Annotated in this window: 15 protein-coding genes and 1 tRNA gene; 9 read left to right on the forward strand and 7 right to left on the reverse strand. The window is 69.3% G+C overall.

From position 1 onward, the window contains the following. Window positions 1-342: 342 nt before the first annotated feature. The 5 genes from ACPCJR_RS25935 to moaB form a co-directional block, all read right to left on the reverse strand. Window positions 343-966, reverse strand: coding sequence for a GNAT family N-acetyltransferase (locus ACPCJR_RS25935; RefSeq protein ID WP_391516371.1), 624 nt, complete (start codon window positions 964-966; stop codon window positions 343-345). Further along, window positions 966-3311, reverse strand: coding sequence for an Orn/Lys/Arg decarboxylase N-terminal domain-containing protein (locus ACPCJR_RS25940; RefSeq protein ID WP_391516373.1), 2346 nt, complete (start codon window positions 3309-3311; stop codon window positions 966-968). Before ACPCJR_RS25940 ends, ACPCJR_RS25935 begins: the two co-directional genes overlap by 1 nt. Before the next feature lie 84 nt (window positions 3312-3395). Next, complete coding sequence (locus ACPCJR_RS25945; RefSeq protein ID WP_391516374.1) at window positions 3396-3758, reverse strand: TonB family protein; 363 nt, start codon at window positions 3756-3758, stop codon at window positions 3396-3398. A gap of 80 nt (window positions 3759-3838) precedes the next feature. Beyond that, window positions 3839-4045, reverse strand: coding sequence for a hypothetical protein (locus tag ACPCJR_RS25950; RefSeq protein ID WP_391516376.1), 207 nt, complete (start codon window positions 4043-4045; stop codon window positions 3839-3841). Between the two features lie 114 nt (window positions 4046-4159). Then, on the reverse strand, window positions 4160-4717 hold the full coding sequence (moaB, locus tag ACPCJR_RS25955; protein WP_391516377.1) for a molybdenum cofactor biosynthesis protein B: 558 nt from the start codon (window positions 4715-4717) through the stop codon (window positions 4160-4162). 196 nt (window positions 4718-4913) lie between these two features. On the opposite strand from moaB, the gene purB reads away from it, so the two are divergent. From purB to ACPCJR_RS25985, 6 genes are all read left to right on the forward strand, one after another. Then, window positions 4914-6221, forward strand: a complete 1308-nt coding sequence (purB, locus tag ACPCJR_RS25960; protein ID WP_391516378.1) for an adenylosuccinate lyase — start codon at window positions 4914-4916, stop codon at window positions 6219-6221. A 60-nt stretch (window positions 6222-6281) separates the two neighbouring features. Further along, window positions 6282-7139, forward strand: coding sequence for a D-amino-acid transaminase (locus ACPCJR_RS25965; RefSeq protein ID WP_391516380.1), 858 nt, complete (start codon window positions 6282-6284; stop codon window positions 7137-7139). 71 nt (window positions 7140-7210) lie between these two features. Further along, a complete protein-coding gene (locus ACPCJR_RS25970; protein ID WP_391516382.1) occupies window positions 7211-7528 on the forward strand; it encodes a hypothetical protein in 318 nt (105 codons plus the stop codon). A 204-nt stretch (window positions 7529-7732) separates the two neighbouring features. After that, complete coding sequence (locus tag ACPCJR_RS25975; RefSeq protein WP_391516393.1) at window positions 7733-9025, forward strand: adenylosuccinate synthase; 1293 nt, start codon at window positions 7733-7735, stop codon at window positions 9023-9025. A gap of 41 nt (window positions 9026-9066) precedes the next feature. Then, entirely contained in the window at window positions 9067-10527 is a 1461-nt protein-coding gene (locus ACPCJR_RS25980) for a histidine kinase (RefSeq protein ID WP_391516383.1), read from the forward strand. Window positions 10528-10872: 345 nt separating this feature from the next. After that, window positions 10873-11976, forward strand: coding sequence for a hypothetical protein (locus tag ACPCJR_RS25985; protein WP_391516385.1), 1104 nt, complete (start codon window positions 10873-10875; stop codon window positions 11974-11976). A 278-nt stretch (window positions 11977-12254) separates the two neighbouring features. Here the strand turns inward: ACPCJR_RS25985 and rpoH are convergent, their stop codons facing one another. Further along, window positions 12255-13148, reverse strand: a complete 894-nt coding sequence (gene rpoH / locus ACPCJR_RS25990) for an RNA polymerase sigma factor RpoH (protein WP_391516386.1) — start codon at window positions 13146-13148, stop codon at window positions 12255-12257. Between the two features lie 221 nt (window positions 13149-13369). After that, on the reverse strand, window positions 13370-14407 hold the full coding sequence (locus ACPCJR_RS25995) for an RluA family pseudouridine synthase (protein ID WP_391516387.1): 1038 nt from the start codon (window positions 14405-14407) through the stop codon (window positions 13370-13372). A gap of 84 nt (window positions 14408-14491) precedes the next feature. Between ACPCJR_RS25995 and ACPCJR_RS26000 the strand changes: the two genes are divergently transcribed. The 3 genes from ACPCJR_RS26000 (at window position 14492) to ACPCJR_RS26010 (ending at window position 17536) form a co-directional block, all read left to right on the forward strand. Beyond that, a tRNA-Glu gene (locus ACPCJR_RS26000) sits at window positions 14492-14567 on the forward strand. Between the two features lie 242 nt (window positions 14568-14809). After that, window positions 14810-15259, forward strand: a complete 450-nt coding sequence (locus ACPCJR_RS26005; protein ID WP_391516389.1) for a GNAT family N-acetyltransferase — start codon at window positions 14810-14812, stop codon at window positions 15257-15259. A 279-nt stretch (window positions 15260-15538) separates the two neighbouring features. Further along, entirely contained in the window at window positions 15539-17536 is a 1998-nt protein-coding gene (locus tag ACPCJR_RS26010; RefSeq protein ID WP_391516391.1) for a putative bifunctional diguanylate cyclase/phosphodiesterase, read from the forward strand. The last annotated feature ends 567 nt before the right edge of the window (window positions 17537-18103 follow it).

The raw sequence follows: 18103 nt of genomic DNA on the forward strand, positions 1-18103 counted from the left end.
AGCAGCATGCGCGCATGGCCCAGCGTGCGCGCCGCGGCTTTGCCCCGCGAAATCAGGCGATCCAGTTCAGTCCGCTCCTCAGCCGTCAGCGTCACTCGGTAGCGCTTGTGCATGCCGCCCTCCTGACTTCAAGAGACAGGAGACTCGCGCCAACAAGCCCACACCGCAAGCGGGACAGAGCACTAGTCGATCGCCTCGGCCTTCCCACCGTTCCGTCATCGCGAGGCGGAGCCGAAGCGACCCGGAGCGTGACCCATCCGGACAGTGCGGAGCCCTGGATGGCCACGGCTTCGCCTCGCCATGACGCGGGACAGAGACCGAGGCGATCAATCGGAAATCGCATCAGACGGTGCGCGGCGGGAAGGAACTCGCTCGGCCCGGCGGGTGCCAGGCCGAGGGCTGGTCCTCCGCGCCGGTGCCGAGGGGACATTGCACCATCACGCTGTCGCTCCAGCGGCCGTACTTGTAGCCGATGGCCGGCAGGGTGCCGACGCGGACGAAGCCGCAGGCCTCGTGCAGGCGCAAGGACGCCTCGTTGCTGGCGTCGATATAGCCGATCATCTGCCGGTAGCCGCCCGCCGCGCAGGCCTCGATCAGCGCCGGCAACAGGCGCCGCCCGATGCCCGCGTGCAGGTGGTCGGGATGCACGTAGATCGAGTGCTTGAGCGTGTAGCGGTAGGCCGGGCGCTTGCGGAAGGGCACGGCGTAGGCGTAGCCGGCGATCTGCCCAGCCCGCTCGGCCACGAGATGGGGAAGGCGCTTGCTGCGCATGTTCTTGCGCCGCCGCTTGAGTTCGTCGGGCAGCAGGCGCTCCTCCTCGAAGTCGCCCGTGTCGCCCACGCCCCGGCGGATATGGCGCTCGTAGATCGCAATCATCGCCGGCACGTCGGCGTCCGACGAGGGCCGGATCACCACCTCCGCACCCGGCGCGGCGTTCGGGAGCCGGGTCGCCGCGCCCGAAGCCATCAGGCGCCCTCGCGCACGACGTAGGTGTGGAAGCGGATGCGCCCGTCCGGATCGGTCTCGCGGTAGACGCCCTGGATTTCCGCTTCGAAGCCGGGGAACAGGTTGGCCGCCGCCTCGAACATCTTGAAGTAGTCGAGCATGGGCTTGGCCCGCTCATCCAGACGCTCGCCGGGCAGAACCGTGCCGATGCCGGGGGGATAGACCAGCATCAGGGTGGTGGCGATGCGCCCTTCGGCCTGCGCGATCGGCACGTAATCGACCCGGTTGCGCGTCAGCATCTGCGCGGCGGCTTTCGGCGGCATCACCATCTCCGGCAGGTGCTCGGGCATGAACTGCTTGCGCTGGAGCGCCGAGGTGCCCGATTCGCGGTGGAAGGCGTGGTAGTCGGCGCACAGATCGCGCAGGCCCACGCCGCGGTAGCGCTTGGGCCGGCGGGCGACGAATTCCGGCATGGCCTCTTCGAGCGGCACGTTGTCGTCGTGCAGGCGCTTGAAGGCGACGAGGCCGGAGATCAGCGTGCCGGCCTTGGACGATTCGACGCCCGGCGTCAGCAGGAAGAGCAGCGAGTTGAGATCGTTCTTCTCCGGCACGATCCGGTTCTCGCGCAGGTATTGCGCGACGATCGGCGCCGGCACGCCGTGCTCGGTATAGGCGCCGGTCTTGCGGTCGAAGCCGGGGGTGAGCACCGTGAGCTTGTTGGGGTCGGTGATGGCAAAGCCCGGCGCGACATGGGTGAAGCCGTGCCAGGAGGCGCCCGGCGTCAGCTCCCAGTAGCGGGCATCGGCGGCCAGAGCGTCGGTCGGCACCGCCTCCCACGGGATTTCCGTGCCTTCGGGCCCCTTCACCACGTCGGGCACGAAGGGGTCGAAGAACCAGCGCCGCTTCGGGTCGGCCTCGCGCTCCTCGAATTCCTTGCGGATGGCGCGGGCTTTTTTCCGCCACTCGATGCCGAGCCGGATCGTGTCGTCCCACAGCACGACGCCCGAGCGGCCCTTCATCATCTGCGCGCCGACATCGAGCGAGGCGAACAGGGGATAGAACGGCGAGGTCGAGGCGTGGACGAGGAAGCTCTCGTTCAGGCGCTTGTGCTCCACGCGCCGGGTCTGGCCGCGGATATGCCCGTCGCGGGTGTGGATCTGCGAGGCCTGGGAGAAGCTCGCCAGCTGCTTGTGGGTCGATTGCGTGGCGATGATGCCCGGCGAGGTCTCGTCGAGTCCGGTCAGGCCCATGGCGAAGCGGCGCTGGTAGAGCGGGTGGAACTTCATGAAGCCCGCCCAGGCCTCGTCGAACAGGATGTAGTCGCACAGGTGGCCGATCCGCTCGACGAGTTCCTGCGCGTCGTAAATCGTGCCGTCATAGGTGCATTGCTCGATCACGGCGCAGCGGAACGGGCGCTCCTTGCGCCACGCCTCCCGGTCCTTCACCAGCGGGTTGTCGCGGATTTTTTCGCGAATCCGCTGTTCGTCCAGGGCCTCGTGGTAAATCGGCCCGATCAAGCCGTAGGCGTTGCGGTCCGTCTCCAGGAAGATCGGGATGCCGCCGGCGAGCAGCAGCGCGCCGTGATGGGCGGCCTTGTGGTTGTTGCGGTCGAACAGGACGAGGTCGTCCTCGGCCACCAGCGAGCCCAGCACGACCTTGTTCGAGGCCGAGGTGCCGTTGAGGACGAAGTAGGTCTTCTCCGCCCCGAAGATCTTGGCGGCTTCCTTCTGCGCCTTCAGGGCCGGCCCTTCGTGGGTCAGCAGGTCGCCCAGATCGAGCACCGAGTTGTCGAGGTCGTCGCGGAAGATCGCTTCGCCCAGATGCTCCACGAAGATGCGGCCGATCGGCGAGCGGTTGTAGAAGATGCCGCCGTTATGGCCGGGGCAGGTCCAGAGCTGGTTGCCCTCCTCGGCGTAATCGACCAGCGCGCCGAAGAACGGCGTCTTCAGCGTGTCGGCGTACTGCGTCACCCGGGAGACGAGACCGCGAGCGATGAACTCGGGCGTTTCTTCGGCCAGGAAGATGTAGCCGTCGATGAAGTCGAGCAGCTCGACGGGGATATCCTCCAGCCGCTTGCGGCGGACCATGATGACGATCGGCATCTCCAGGCCGCGCCGGCGCATCATGTCGATGAGGGCTGCGGCCTTGCCCTCGAGACCGCGCTTGCCCCAGTCGACCACGAGGCAGCCGACGGCCGAGTCGGTCTGCACGGCGATCGAGGCATCCTCGACGCGCCGCGCCCGCACCACCTCGAAGCCGCGCTTCTCGACCGCCGCGACGATCTGATCGACCCGCGCGCCCTCCAGATCGTCCGGATCGAAGGCGGGCGTGCACATCAGCACGGTGAAGCGGCGGTGGAAGTCCATGGAGCGCGGCTCTCCTGACGAACGGAAGCCCTGCCTTTCCGACCCATCCGCGACGATTCGATGACAGGCGACGTCGCGATCGCCTCACCGCAGCGTGAGGGGGAAGCTCAACTCGGTGAAACCTTCGAGCGTCAGCAGCCCGGCGGGCGGCGGCGGAAAAGGTGCGGCCGCCTGGACGGCGCGTGTCGCGCGCTCGCCCAGGGGCGCCGGGCCCTCCTCGATCTCGACGCGGTCGAGCGTACCGTCGGAGGCGATGCGCATCCGCAGCGTCACCTGGCCGCCGCGGCCCGGCGCCGCGGCCCGGTCGGCCATGCCGATGCGGCTGACCACGCCGGCCACCCAGGCCCGCGCCTTCGCATCGACCCGCGGCGCGGCATGGCCCATCCCGGGCGAGACGGCCAGCAGCAGGGCCGAGACGAGGACAGACCGAAGGAGACACGCGACCAAGACAAAAGACTCCGCAACGAAAAAGGGCGCCCTATGGCGCCCCCGGGACCGTGTGACCGTCAGCCGATCACATCGTGCCGTCACATCCTGTTCTTCTTGGACTTCATCTTCTTCGACTTCATCTGACCGCCGGAACCGGACATCTTGTTCATGCTGCCCTCGGGCTTCACGCCGGTGGCGTTCGAACCGGTCATCTGCGTGGTGTTTCCGCTCTGAGCCACGGCGGCCGTGCTCAGGGCAGCGGCGCCGACGAGAAGGGCGGCCGCGAGGCCGATCGCCTGTTTCATGAACGTCTCCCGAATCTTATTGGACTTGACCGGGACATCAACCGTCGGCTGCGAGGGCGGTTCCTCTCGCGCGTGCACCCTTCATCGATGCGGCGCAGCAACCGTCGCGGCATCTCAGGCGCCGATCGACGCGCCCCGGCGCAGGTGCTCGTCGAGGCGCGGCATGATCTCGACGAAGTTGCAGGGGCGGTGGCGGTAGTCGAGCTGGCTCACGAGGATGCCGTCCCAGGCGTCCCGGCAGGCGCCGGGCGAGCCCGGCAGCACGAAGATGTAGGTCGCCGCCGCGACGCCGGCGGTGGCCCGCGACTGCAGCGTCGAGGTGCCGATCTTGTCGTAGGAGATGCGGTGGAACACCGCCGAGAAGCCGTCCATGCGCTTCTCGAACAGCGGCTCGATCGCCTCCGGCGTCACGTCGCGCCCGGTGAAGCCGGTGCCGCCGGTGGTGATGATCACGTCGATGGCGGGATCATGAATCCAGCCCTCGATCTTCTCGCGGATGGACACGACCTCGTCCGGCACGATGTCCCGGTCGGCGAGCCGGTGGCCGGCCTCCGTGATCCGCGCAGCCAGGGTGTCGCCGGACCGGTCGTCGGCGAGGGTGCGCGTGTCGGAGACCGTCAGCACGGCGATGGCGAGGGGAATGAAGGCGCGGTTCGAGGCTGTCTCGGCCATGGTCGTCTCCGCAGGCGGGTGTCGGACGTTCGTTCCATCCCATAGGGCGCGCCGCCCATCTTGTCCCATCGCCGCTGCAGCGTCGATGTCGCCCCTGCACGGCGGCGCTGCCGCCGCTCGCGTTTACGCTCCTCCCCGCCCCATGCTAGGCGCCGCATCAGCAACAGACGCGTCCCCGAGTCGAGGCGAGAAACAGATGATCCCCCGCTACTCCCGTCCCGAGATGGCCGCGATCTGGTCGCCGGAGAGCCGGTTCCGGATCTGGTTCGAGATCGAGGCCCACGCCACCACGGCCCTGGCCAGCATCGGCGTCGTGCCGAAGGAGGCCGCCGACACGGTCTGGGAGAAGGGCCGCGACGCGAGCTTCGATGTCGCCCGCATCGACGCGATCGAGGCGGTGACGAAGCACGACGTGATCGCCTTCCTCACGCATCTGGCCGAGATCGTCGGGCCGGAGGCGCGCTTCGTCCACCAGGGCATGACCTCGTCCGACGTGCTCGACACCTGCCTCAACGTGCAGCTCACCAAGGCCGCCGACATCCTGATCAAGGATCTCGACGCGCTACTGGCCGCCCTGAAGCGGCGCGCCTTCGAGCACAAGCTCACCCCCACCATCGGCCGCTCGCACGGCATCCACGCCGAGCCCGTCACCTTCGGCCTCAAGCTCGCTCAGGCCTATGCCGAGTTCGCCCGAGCGAAGGACCGGCTCATCGCCGCCCGGAAAGAGGTCGCGACCTGCGCGATCTCGGGCGCGGTCGGCACCTTCGCCAACATCGACCCGCGGGTGGAGGAGTACGTCGCCGAACAGATGGGCTTGGCGCCGGAGCCGGTCTCGACCCAGGTGATCCCGCGCGACCGCCACGCCATGTTCTTCGCCGTGCTCGGCGTGATCGCCAGCTCGATGGAGCGGCTGGCGATCGAGGTCCGCCACCTGCAGCGCACGGAAGTGCTGGAAGCCGAAGAATTTTTCTCCGAGGGGCAGAAGGGCTCCTCGGCGATGCCGCACAAGCGCAATCCCGTCCTCACCGAGAACATCACGGGCTTGGCGCGCATGGTGCGCGGCTACGTGACCCCGGCGCTGGAGAACGTCGCGCTCTGGCACGAGCGGGACATCTCGCACTCCTCGGTCGAGCGGATGATCGGCCCGGACGCCACCGTGACCCTCGACTTCGCGCTCGCCCGGATGACCGGCGTGATCGACAAGCTGCTGGTCTACCCCGAGCAGATGCAGAAGAACCTCGACCGGCTCGGCGGCCTCGTCCACTCGCAGCGCGTGCTGCTGGCGCTGACCCAGGGCGGCCTCTCGCGGGAGGATTCCTACCGGCTGGTCCAGCGCAACGCGATGCCGGTCTGGCGCGGCGAGGGCGACTTCCTCACCCTGCTCAAGGCCGACCCGGAGGTGACCGCCGTGCTCAAGCCCGAGCAGATCGAGGAGTGCTTCGACCTCGGCTACCACCTCAAGCACGTCGACACGATCTTCACCCGCGTGTTCGGGGAAGCCTGACGCGGCTTCCAGCACGGAACCTGCTTCGCGCCGTCCAGCCGATCGACCACGAGCCAGCCGATGACCCGAACCGCCTACCTCAACGGCGCCTTCCTGCCCCTGGACGAGGCGCGCCTGCCGGTGATGGACCGCGGCTTCCTGTTCGCCGATGGGATCTACGAGGTGGCGGCCGTGCTGCACGGCCGCCTCGTGGACAATGCCGCGCATCTGGCCCGGCTCGACCGCTCGCTCTCCGAAATCGGCATCCGCAATCCTCACTCCGCCGAGGAATGGGAGCGGCTGGAGACGGAACTCGTGGCAAGGAACGGCGTGCGCGAGGGCCTCGTCTACATCCAGGTGACGCGCGGCGCGGCCGAGCGCGACTTCTCCTTCCCCAAGGGAGACGTGGCGCCGACCGTGGTGATGTTCACCCAGGAAAAGGCGATCGTGAACAACCCGTTGGCCGAGTCCGGCGCGCGGGCCATCACCGTGCCGGACCTGCGCTGGAAGCGGCGGGACATCAAGTCGATCGCCCTGCTCGCCCAGGTCCTGGCCAAGCAGCAGGCGTCGGAGGCCGGGGTGGCGGAAGCCTTCATGGTCGAGGACGGCGTCGTGACCGAGGGTTCGTCCTCCACCGTCTTCATCGTGACGCAGGCCGGTGCGCTGGTGACGCGCCCGCTCTCCAACGCGATCCTGCCCGGCATCACCCGCAAGGCGGTGGTGGCGCTGGCCCAGGGGACCGGCCGCCCCTTCGAGGAGCGGCTGATCAACGTGCGCGAATTGAGCGAGGCGGCAGAGGCCTTCTACACCTCGGCCTCGGCCTTCGTGATGCCGGTGGTCGAGATCGACGGCAAGGCCCTCGGGGACGGGCGGCCCGGCCCGGTCGCGCGGCGGTTGCGCGAACTCTACTTCGCCTTCGCCGAGGGCGCCGGCCCGTAACCGGCCCGGAGCCTGCCAGGAACGGGTTGGGGCGCGCCCCCGTTGGTCCTCGAAACCGTTTCGAGGACAGCATGACCTTGAGGAAGAACACCCTTCGCGCCGCCGCGCTGCTCGCCGGCCTGATGACCACGGCGGCCCTGGCGCAGGACCCGTCCGTGCCGCAGCGCGGGCAGGACCGGGACCCAAAGCTGCCGAGCCCGCAGGAGCAGGTGCCGGAGAAGGTCCGGCCGGAGAGCGACACCACCGGCAGCACGCTGAGCGAGAAGCTGGAGAAGTCGGACGGCGTGATCAAGCCGCCTGCGGGCGTCGATTCCGAGATCCGGACGATCGCGCCGGAGCCGATGCCGAACTCGACGCCGGTCATCAAACCGCCGGGCAACGCCAAGTAGACCGGACAGGCACGCCACCCGCGCCACTTTCTCGTTGACGCGGGCTGCGCTCCCCAATGCAGGTCTGCCCGTCGCTTGACCTGCCTGCCCAGATCGCCGAAGACGCGCCCGTATGCCCGATCCCCGACCCGATGGCCGGGGTTTTCGCGCGTGGCGCAACCGCTTGGCGCCCGCGCCAGCGAGTTCGAGACAGGTCAGACGCGCATGGCGAACGTCGTCGTCGTAGGCGCCCAGTGGGGCGACGAGGGCAAGGGCAAGATCGTCGACTGGCTCTCGGAGCAGGCCGACGTCGTCGTCCGCTTCCAGGGCGGTCACAATGCCGGCCACACGCTGGTGGTCGGCAACGCGGTCTACAAGCTCTCCCTGCTGCCCTCGGGCGTGGTCCGCCCGAACACGCTCGGCGTGATCGGCAACGGCGTGGTGCTCGACCCCTACGCGCTGGCCTCCGAGATCGACCGCCTCGCCGGCCAGGGCGTGACGGTGACGCGCGACAACCTTCGCGTGGCTGACAACGCCACCCTGATCCTCTCGCTGCACCGCGAACTCGACGCCCTGCGCGAGGACGGGGCACCCGGCACCAAGATCGGCACGACCAAGCGCGGCATCGGCCCGGCCTACGAGGACAAGGTCGGTCGCCGCGCGATCCGCCTGATGGATCTGGCCGAGCCCGAGACCCTGCCACCGAAGATCGAGCGGCTGCTCGCCCACCACAACGCTCTGCGCCGCGGCTTCGCCCTCGAGGAAATCTCCGAGCAGACGATCCTCGACGAGCTGACGAGGATCGCCGAGCGGGTGCTGCCCTATCAGGACACCGTCTGGCGCTTGCTGGACGAGGCGCGCCGGGGCGGCAAGCGCATCCTGTTCGAGGGCGCGCAGGGCGCGCTGCTCGACGTCGATCACGGCACCTACCCCTTCGTGACCTCCTCCAACACGGTGGCGGGACAGGCGGCGACCGGCTCGGGCCTGGGGCCGCGGGCCATCGGCTACGTGCTCGGCATCGCTAAGGCCTACACCACCCGCGTCGGCGAGGGCCCGTTCCCGACCGAGCTGCACGACGAGATCGGCCAGCGCATCGGCGAGCGCGGCCACGAATTCGGCACCGTCACCGGCCGCAAGCGCCGCTGCGGCTGGTTCGATGCCTGCCTCGTGCGCCAGACCGTGCAGACCTCCGGCATCGACGGCATCGCCCTGACCAAGCTCGACGTGCTCGACGGCTTCGAGGAGATCCGGGTCTGCACCGCCTATGATGTCGACGGGCAGCGCTTCGACCATCTCCCCGCGAGCCAGGCGGCGCAGCAGCGCGCCGTGCCGGTCTACGAGACGATCCCCGGCTGGAGCGGCACCACGGCGGGCGCCCGCTCCTGGGCCGACCTGCCGGCGCAGGCGATCAAGTACGTGCGCCGGATCGAGGAGCTGATCGGGGCGCCGGTGGCGCTGCTCTCCACCTCTCCGGAGCGCGACGACACCATCCTCATGCACAACCCCTTCGAGGATTGAGCGTCCGGAACGGCGGGTAGGGACAGGCAGATCCGGGCACGATGGCCGACTATTATCCGTTGCTGGCACGCGCGCTCGACGCCCTGCCCGACCGATCTCCCGCCCTGCGCCGGGCGGTGTACGAGCGTGCGCGCAGCGCCCTGATCGCGCAGCTGCGCTCCCTCGACCCGCCCGTGCCCGAGGCGGATATCGACCTGGAGCGCCAAGCCCTCGATACGGCGATCGCCCGGCTCGAGGTCGAGTACGGCGAGCCGCCCGCCGTGGCGGAGGCTCCCAAGGAGCCGCCCAGGGAGGCAGCCCCTCCCCCGCCCTTCGCAGCGCCCCCCGAGCCGCCCGCCCCGGAACCGCTCTCGCCCGATCCTCTGCCGCCGAGCCTGCCCGAGCCGGAGCCGCCGCAGGAGCCGGGCGAGCCGCTCTCTCTGCCCGCCGCCTCCGTCCCGGCCGGCATCCTGCCGGAATCCGCGCCGGCGGAGCCGAAGCCGCCGGCCGAGACGGTGCCCTTCATGGCCCCGCCCCGGCGCTCGCGGCCGGACGAGGCCGTCAAGCCCGAGCCGATCCCGGAGGCGCCGGACGGGTTCATTCCCGCCGCGCCCGCATCGGAGGCCGAGGCTGCCGATCCCGCGGCCCCGGAGACCAACGGTTCCGCCGAGGCCGGCAACGGGCGCCAGCGTCCCCGCATCGATGTGGTGGCGCCTCCTGAGAACCGCTCACGCCTCCTGCGCAATCTCTTCGTCGGCGGCGTGCTGGCGGCGGTGATCGCGCTGATCGCCGTGGCGGCTTTCTTCCTGCGCGACCGGCCCTCCGATCTCGCGCAGAACGCGGCCGAGCAGGAGAGGCCGGTCGAGCAACCGGACGCGAAATTCGCGGACCGGGTCGGGGGCGAGCGCGGCGAGCCCGAGGCGCGCCCGAAGCCGCCCGTGCAGGGCAGCGCCCCGGCGCAGCCGGACGTGACCGTCGCGCAGCGGGCGATCCTCTACGAGGAGAATACCGGCGACAACCGCGCCCAGCCGAGTTCGTCGAACGGCCACGCCGTTTGGCGGCTGGAGGCCGTGAACGGCGCCCAGGGCGAGCCCTTGCAGACGGCCCTGCGCGTGACCGTCGACTTCCCGGAAGCGGGGCTCTCGCTGGTGATGACCATGCGCAAGAACCTCGACGCGACGCTTCCGGCCTCGCACACGATCGAACTCGCCTTCAGCAACACCGGCGAGGCGGGGGCCAAGCGTGCGGTGCAGAATATCGGGCTGCTCCAGCTCAAGGACGAGGAGGCTGCCCGCGGCTCGCCCGTCTCGGGCCTGCCGGTGCGCGTGCGCGAGAACCTGTTCCTGATCGGCCTCTCCTCGCTCAAGAGCGACGTGGACCGGAATTCCGAGTTGCTGCTGCACCGGAACTGGCTCGATCTAGCCCTGACCTACAGCTCCGGCCAGCGCGCGGTGATCACCTTCGAGAAGGGCAATGCCGGCGCCCAGGCGGTGCAGAACGCCTTCGCGCAGTGGCAGAACTAGACCATCGTGCCGGATACCGTATCCGGCACGATGGTCTAGCCTCTTGTTTCGCATCGACTTTTTTCCGAAAGCCGGCGGCCACCTTTCGGGACGATACTTGAGACGCGCGCCTCGCCGGGATCATCTCTTCCCGGCACTGACGCGCGCTTCGCGGCGGTGATCGGGAAACGCGCTCCGATCCGAGCGCCGCGACCCTGACGCCTGACAAAGCGCCGCGTTTGGGTCGGCGGCGCCGCTTGCGCATTCTTCCCTGGGTTGCAGAATCGTGCCACGCTGCGGTGCATCACGGCATCATGCCCAGGCCGACGGTCGTCGCCCGCCTCGATGCCGAGGGAGACGACAGCCATGCCCCTGCTTGCCGGTGAGACCCTTGCCAAACTCGGGGAGGTCCAGCGCGAACGGGCGCGGGTGCTTCCCAAGAAGCTCGCCGACAACCCGCTGCGCACCCTCGCCCTCAACGCCTATCAGGGCCGCAACGCGGCGCTCGACGTGCTCTTCTACGATGTGGCCGGCGTCACGCAGGAAGAGACTCGCGCCCTGGCCGCCTCGATCGTCCGCGAAGGCGACATCCTGCTCGTGCCGCCCACGGGTGCGGGTGCGCTGTCGGTCTTCCGCAGCGTGGACGCGTTCCTCGAACAGGGGCCTGCAACCGCGGCCCTGGCGGTGGCCGGCGTCGGCAGTTCATCCCTCGGCGCGGCGGCCTTCGCCCGCAACGTCGCCGACGCCCTCGGCAAGCCTGTGGCGGCGGTCGTCTCCGGATACGGCCTCGCCGACGTGCTGACGGAGGCCCTGGGCGGGTTCTTCTTCTTCGGGGGCCTCAACAGCCTCCGGCACGTCTTCGAATCCCTCGACACGGCCTCGCAGGCCCTGTCGCGCTCCTTCCTGCGCTCGCAGGCGAGTCTGGAGCGCAGCGAGGCGCTGCACTGGGTGCGGACCAGCGAGGATACCCGCACCGTGCTGGCACTCCTGAAGGACGAGCGCTTCGCGCCCGACCTCCTGATCGGGCATTCCAAGGGCAACCTCGTGATTTCCGAGGCGCTCTACGCCCTCGTCTCGGAGACCGGCGAGCGGGCCGCTGCCCTCGCCGCGGCGAGCCGCATCGTCACCGTCAGCGCCAAGATCGGCATGCCGGAACCCTTCTACGACGTGTTCGACATCATGGGGCAGTACGACCTGTTCGGGCTCTTCAACTCCCGGCTCGACCTGGAGACCGATTACGTCGTGCCGCATGCCTGGCACAGCACCAATCCCGAATTCGCCTGGCCGGGCCTCGGCACGGGCATCCCGGTGACGCCGACCCTGAAGACCGTCCTGGCGATGCCGAAGCCGGCGGGCCGTTCCGAGGCGCCCGCTCTTCACGGCCCCGCCGCGGCGGTCCTGGACCTGCCGCAGCGGTTCACCGCGGCCCTGCACCGCCCCGCCACATCCCCTTCCCCGCTCCTCGTCTGATTTCCTCTCCGGTCCATCGCCTCGGCCTTCGCCTCTCTCCGTCATCGCGAGGCGGAGCCGACGCGACGCGGAGCGCGACCTGTCCGGAAGGTACGGAGCCCTGGATTGCTTTCGCTGAGCCTCGCAAGGACGAGGGAAGAGACCAAGCGATCAATCCGAGATCGTCTGAGACGGACGATCCTCGCAGAAGCGGACGACCATTCGCCACGAAAAAGGCCGCCGGCGCGATCGAATCGCGCCGGCGGCCTGACCGCTTCGTTTCGAGAGCGACGCTCTGTCTAAGAAATCCGCGCTTCGGTTCGGGGCAGCTCGCGGGTGGCGAGGTTGCGCTTGACCGCCTCCTGAACCTTCTCGAAGGCGCGCACCTCGATCTGGCGCACGCGCTCGCGGGAGACGCCGAACTCGCCGGAGAGATCCTCCAGGGTGATCGGATCGTCGGCCAGCCGCCGCGCCTCGAAGATGCGCCGCTCGCGCGGGTTCAGCACGCCGAGCGCGTCGCGCAGGGCCGAGAGGCGGTTGCGCCCCTCCTCCTCGCCGGCAAGCACGGTCTCCTGGCTCGGGCTGTTGTCCACCAGCCAATCCTGCCACTCGCCCTCGCCCTCCTCGCGCAAGGGCGCGTTGAGCGAGGTGTCGCCGGAGAGGCGGCGGTTCATGTCCACCACGTCCTGCTCGGGCACGCCGAGCGAGGTGGCGATCTGCTTGACCTGATCGGGACGCAGGTCGCCCTCGTCGAGAGCCGAGATGCGGCCCTTGGCCTTGCGCAGGTTGAAGAACAGCTTCTTCTGGTTGGCGGTGGTGCCCATCTTCACGAGGGACCACGAGCGCAGGATGTATTCCTGGATCGCCGCCTTGATCCACCACATCGCGTAGGTGGCCAGCCGGAAGCCCTTGTCCGGATCGAAGCGCTTGACCGCCTGCATCAGGCCGACATTGCCCTCCGACACCACCTCGCTGATCGGCAGGCCGTAGCCGCGATAGCCCATGGCGATCTTGGCCACGAGGCGCAGGTGAGAGGTCACGAGACGGTGGGCCGCCTCGCGGTCCCCCTCGTCACGCCAGCTCTTGGCAAGGGTGAATTCCTCCGCCGGTTCCAGCATCGGGAACTTGCGGATCTCATCGAGGTAGCGCGAAAGGCCTCCCTCATTGGCGAGCACGGGCAGAGCGCCGGCCATGTGCACCTCCTTCAACAGCCCCCCTGTCGGGCGGGCCCCAAGCGAAAGGCCGCTCTCTTGAGCCGGCCATGCCGCTTCCCATCTGTATAAGGGAATTCGTAATGCCCGGTAGCGGCCAAACGCTGTTCACGCGGGGTCTCAACGCACGAACCGGAGTCCGGGTTTAACCTCTCACGGGTGCGCAGGGGTCGCAGTGCCGAAACGCACCTTGTTGCCTGTCCTCACGACAGGGCGGCGAGCAGATCGGCAAAATCCTGCGGCAATGCGCTCTCGAAGCGCAGTCGCTCGCCCGTGCGGGGATGGAGGAAGCCGAGTTCGACCGCGTGCAAAGCCTGACGGCCGAGCCGGTCGAGGGCGGCACGGGCGGGTTCGGCGAGCAGGGCCGCCTTGGTCTTGAAGGCGCCGCCATAGGTCCGGTCCCCCAGGAGCGGGTGGCCGCGGTGGCTCAGATGTACCCGGATCTGGTGAGTGCGCCCCGTCTCCAGCTGGCAGCGGACCAAGGCCGTGACGCCCGCCGCGTCGGGCGAGGACTCGACGCGGTAATGGGTGATCGCCTCTCGCCCCTCGCCCTCGCGCACCACGGCGATCTTCTCGCGGTTGTGCCGCGAGCGGGCGAGGCTGGCCCGGATGGTGCCGCCGCGCGGCTCCGGCACGCCCCAGACCAGGGCGAGATAGGCCCGCTCCAGGGCGCCGCTGCGGCCGTGGTCGGCGAACTGGGCCGAGAGGCCCTGATGCGCGAGATCGTTCTTGGCCACCACCAACAGACCGCTCGTGTCCTTGTCGAGCCGGTGGACGATGCCGGGCCGGCACACGCCGCCGATTCCGGACAGACTGGCGCCGCAATGGGCGATCAGCCGGTTCACGAGCGTCCCGTCCTCGTGCCCGGCCGCCGGATGCACGACGAGCCCGGCCGGCTTGTCGATGACGATGAGATCCTCGTCCTCGTGCACCACGGTGAGCGGCAGCGCCTCGCCCCGGGGTTCGGCGGGCAGCGGCGCGGGCAGGCTGAGGTCGAGCCGGCTGCCTGCGGCGACCTTGCGCGCGGGATCGCGCACCACCGCCCCGTCGCAGCGCACGAGCCCGTCGCGCACCAGTGCCTGGAGCCGGGCGCGGGACAGATCGTCGAAGCTGCGCGCCAGCGCGCGGTCGAGCCGCTCGCGCAGGGCGGCCTCGTCGAGCACGACGCTGCGCTCCTCGTTCGCGCCGGACGGCGTGGGAAGCGGCGCGGAAGGCAACTCGGGAAGCACCTTGGGGGACACGATGGGAATTCTCGTCTCTTTCGCCCCGGAAAGCGCTTGCGGGGGCCGGAATGCCTCGCTATACGAACCCCCGTCGGGCCGGAAGCTCCCATCGTCTAGCGGTCTAGGACGTCGCCCTCTCACGGCGAAAACAGGGGTTCGATTCCCCTTGGGAGCGCCACCGGCACCATAAGCCCCCGAAGGGGCTTATTTTTTTGTCCGAATGGTCCTGTCACTGCCCATCGCTCTCATTCGGTGGGACCCGAGCTTGTGCGACCGTACTGACCGAAAATCCCAGCGGGCGCCGTTCCGCTCCGCGCGATCGTTGGTCGTCGCCTGCGTATTGGGCCTCACGCCGCCATTCCCGTCGGACAACCGGACGCGATATCGCTGGCGCGGCCTGGGCATCGAACGGAGACAGGGTTGGGTAACCGCTACGGCCTGGAGATCCGCACCGCGGCACCGGTCGACGCGCCGGGGCTGGCCGAGCTGATGCGCGATGCCGGTCATCCCGTCGGCTCGCACGTCCTGGCCGAGCAGCTCGACCGCCTTCGCTACGCGCACGGCATGGCGCTGCTCGCGCTGGAATGGGGACCGCCGAGCGGGATCGTGGTGCTACACTGGTACCCGGTGCTGGAGCAGGCCTCGCCCGTTGCGCAGATCACGCTGCTGCTGGTCGGCCCCGATGCGCGCCGCCGCGGCATCGGGCGCCAGTTGCTGAAGGCCGCCTCGCAAGCCGCACGCATGGCGGGATGCGGAGAGCTCCAGCTTCTCGCTCCCGTCGAGGGCAACGGCCTGCCCGAATTCTGCAACGCGACCGGTTTCGCGGCGCAGGCGGGCAGCTTCGTGCGCCCGCTGCGCAAGAAGGTCTGATCCGCGCCCGCGAGCGATGGCACGCGGCGCGGGCGGCAAGTCGCATCGCCCTCGGGCGCTTCCGTCCGAGGCTCTTGCCCCTGATAACCTGAGAATGATGCCTATGCGCTCAAGTCGTCGGTCGATGACGACAAACAAGAGCCCGATACGACGCATCGGTCGACGGCCGCATTGTGAGCCGAGGAGGCTCCGGGGCAGCTGATTTCAACCATCTGTTACGTCTTTGCCGGTAAGGCCACTGTGCTTCACCTCCGAGGCGTCTGATTCAGGCTCGCCCCCATGCGCCCCCTCCCAAGCGCCGGGCCCCATCTCGACAGGCTGATCCGCCGCGATCAGCTCGATGCGGTGCGCGCGAGCGTGCGGCAGGCCTTGCCGATCAACATGCTGCTCGGTCTCGCGAGCTTCCTTGTGGCGGCCCATTCCGGTCATGGGGCGCTGGGCGCCGCGTGGTTCGCAGCCTCGACCCTGGTCAATCTCCTGCGGCTGTGGCTGTGCCGCACCCCTTGCCCGGGCCTGGCAATGGCACCGAACGAGGCCCTGTCCTCCGAGGCTGCCGCCCGCTCGATCGACCGGCACCTGCGGCTGGCCTGCCTCGCCGGGCTGCTCTCCGGCTCCGTCTGGGCCTTCCTGCCGATCCTGTGCGCGGGCTACACCTCCGAGCAGACCCTTTTTTATCTCACCGTCACCTGCGGCATCACGGCGGGGGCGGTGATGCACGGCATCGCCTACGCCCGTATCCCGATCTGCTTCATCACGCCGCCTCTGTTCTCGGTCGCGGCCTGCCTCATGGCAGCCGGCGGCTTCGATCGGATCTGCCTCGCGGCGACCGTCCTGCTGTACTTCGTCGCCCTGGTCCGCAGCAGCATCGCGACCGAGCGCGGTTTCCGCGAGACGAGCCGCCTGAAGAACGAGGCGACCGCGCTCGCGGAGGCGCGCCGGGCAGCCCATGCCAGCGCCAGCGCCCTGGCCGAGGAGATGCGTGGGCGGGCGATGCATGACGGCCTCACCGGCCTCCTGAACCGGGCCGGCTTCGTCCAGCGGCTCGAGGAGCGGCGGGCGCAGGGCGAAGCGGTCTGCCTGATGATGCTGGACCTCGACGGCTTCAAGTCGGTGAACGACGTCTACGGCCACAGCACCGGCGACCGCGTCCTCCGGGAGGTTGCCCGGCGCATCCGGGCCGCCCTGCCGGTCACATGCGACGCCGCGCGCCTGGGGGGCGACGAGTTCGCGATCGTCTACGACACCCTGCACACGGTCGAGAGTCCGGCCGCGCTTGCCGATCGCCTGATCCGGACCGTGGCCGAACCGTTCGAATCCTTCGATGCCGGTCGGGTCGGCGTGAGCATCGGCATCTGCGATGTGACGGTCGACAGCCTGACCCATCTCCTGAGCTGCGCCGACGAAGCGCTCTACGCGGCCAAGCATTCGGGCCGAAACCGCTTCCACCTGTTCGACGAGGTCTTGAGCCGGCGCCTGGAGATGCGGCGCGACTGCGAGCGCTGCCTGTCGCAGGCCCTGGCCGAGAACGCGCTGCAGGTCTGGTTCCAGCCGATCTTCGGCCGGGGGGGGCGCAGCGTGACGAGCCTGGAGGCGCTGGTGCGCTGGCACCATCCGGTTCACGGCTGGGTGCCGCCCGCGGATCTGATCGCCGCCGCCGCCATGGCCGGCCTGACGGAATCACTGCTGCGCTTCATCCTGGAGCAGGTCTGCGCCATGCTGTGCACCCTGCGGGAACGCGGTATGGCCGACCTGTCCGTGGCCATGAACGTCTCGCCCCGGGAAATGGCGCAGATCGCGGTCGACGAGATCGTGCTCGAGCGTCTGCGCGCCCTCGGCGTGCCGACGGCGCGGCTGGAGATCGAGATCACCGAGGAAACCGCCCTCGACATCGAGGCGGTGCAGGGCAAGCTGCTGGCCCTGTCGCGGGCCGGCATCCGCATGGCGCTCGACGATTTCGGGACCGGCTACTCGTCGCTCGCTTCCCTGCGTCAACTGCGGGCCGACCGTGTGAAAATCGACCGCAGCCTCGTGACGGGACTGTCCGAGGCGGAGGACAAGCGTGGGTTGGTTCAGGCGGTGCTCGGGCTCGGGCGCGCGCTCGGCCTTGAAGTCATCGCCGAGGGCGTGGAGACGGCGGACGATCTGAGCACGCTTCAGGCCATGGGCTGCCCGTTCATGCAGGGCTATCATCTCGGCCGCCCGCAACCGGCGGACGACATCCTTCGCATTCTGGACACTCACGCAGAGACAGCGAGGCACCTCCGCCTCGGCGCATGACGCGGTCGTCTCAACGCTTTCGGTGAGGTCGTGCGCGCCCGTCCACGCTTGACCGCCGGACCAGTCCGGCAGCGGCGGACATGTAAGGGTCTCGGCTGTTGGGGGCACGCCTGGCCGGCCAGCTATCTGTCCAGCGGCCCCCAGCATCCATCTCTGCATGGGACGCTCGGCCGGAGTTTTTCGCTGTTTCCGTATGGGACATTCGGCCGGAGTTTTTCGCCATTTCGTCCTCGCGAGGCGAAGCCGAAGCGATCCAGGGCGCGGCGCTTCCGACATGGGCGCACCCGCTCAAGCTTGAGCAGGGTGAGCCCCCTCCCCTCACGCGGGGCGTGTCGGCTGGGCCGACTCGGCGGCCTGTGCGTGCGGGGGGTTGGCTCCGCACGCGCCCCGGGGTGGCGCGGCGTAGCCCTGTGCGGTTTGGGGGCGTGGCCTGGACGCAGGAAAGCCCGCGCGGCGTGGGCCGTGCGGGCGGGTGTGTGCGGTGTGGTCCGCGTCGGGTTGTGTGCGTGTGGGTGTGAGTTTGGTTGCGGGGGCTGGATTTGAACCAGCGACCTTCAGGTTATGAGC

The sequence above is a fragment of the Methylobacterium sp. NPDC097929 genome, assembly GCF_049543375.1.
Taxonomy (GTDB): domain Bacteria; phylum Pseudomonadota; class Alphaproteobacteria; order Rhizobiales; family Beijerinckiaceae; genus Methylobacterium.

Coding starts and splice junctions, on each gene's coding strand:
- ACPCJR_RS25935 (WP_391516371.1), bottom strand. CDS start 966: ATGGCTTCGGGCGCGGCGACCCGGCTCCCGAACGCCGCGCCGGGTGCG.
- ACPCJR_RS25940 (WP_391516373.1), bottom strand. CDS start 3,311: ATGGACTTCCACCGCCGCTTCACCGTGCTGATGTGCACGCCCGCCTTC.
- ACPCJR_RS25950 (WP_391516376.1), bottom strand. CDS start 4,045: ATGAAACAGGCGATCGGCCTCGCGGCCGCCCTTCTCGTCGGCGCCGCT.
- moaB (WP_391516377.1), bottom strand. CDS start 4,717: ATGGCCGAGACAGCCTCGAACCGCGCCTTCATTCCCCTCGCCATCGCC.
- purB (WP_391516378.1), top strand. CDS start 4,914: ATGATCCCCCGCTACTCCCGTCCCGAGATGGCCGCGATCTGGTCGCCG.
- ACPCJR_RS25965 (WP_391516380.1), top strand. CDS start 6,282: ATGACCCGAACCGCCTACCTCAACGGCGCCTTCCTGCCCCTGGACGAG.
- ACPCJR_RS25970 (WP_391516382.1), top strand. CDS start 7,211: ATGACCTTGAGGAAGAACACCCTTCGCGCCGCCGCGCTGCTCGCCGGC.
- ACPCJR_RS25975 (WP_391516393.1), top strand. CDS start 7,733: ATGGCGAACGTCGTCGTCGTAGGCGCCCAGTGGGGCGACGAGGGCAAG.
- ACPCJR_RS25980 (WP_391516383.1), top strand. CDS start 9,067: ATGGCCGACTATTATCCGTTGCTGGCACGCGCGCTCGACGCCCTGCCC.
- ACPCJR_RS25985 (WP_391516385.1), top strand. CDS start 10,873: ATGCCCCTGCTTGCCGGTGAGACCCTTGCCAAACTCGGGGAGGTCCAG.
- rpoH (WP_391516386.1), bottom strand. CDS start 13,148: ATGGCCGGCGCTCTGCCCGTGCTCGCCAATGAGGGAGGCCTTTCGCGC.
- ACPCJR_RS26010 (WP_391516391.1), top strand. CDS start 15,539: ATGCGCCCCCTCCCAAGCGCCGGGCCCCATCTCGACAGGCTGATCCGC.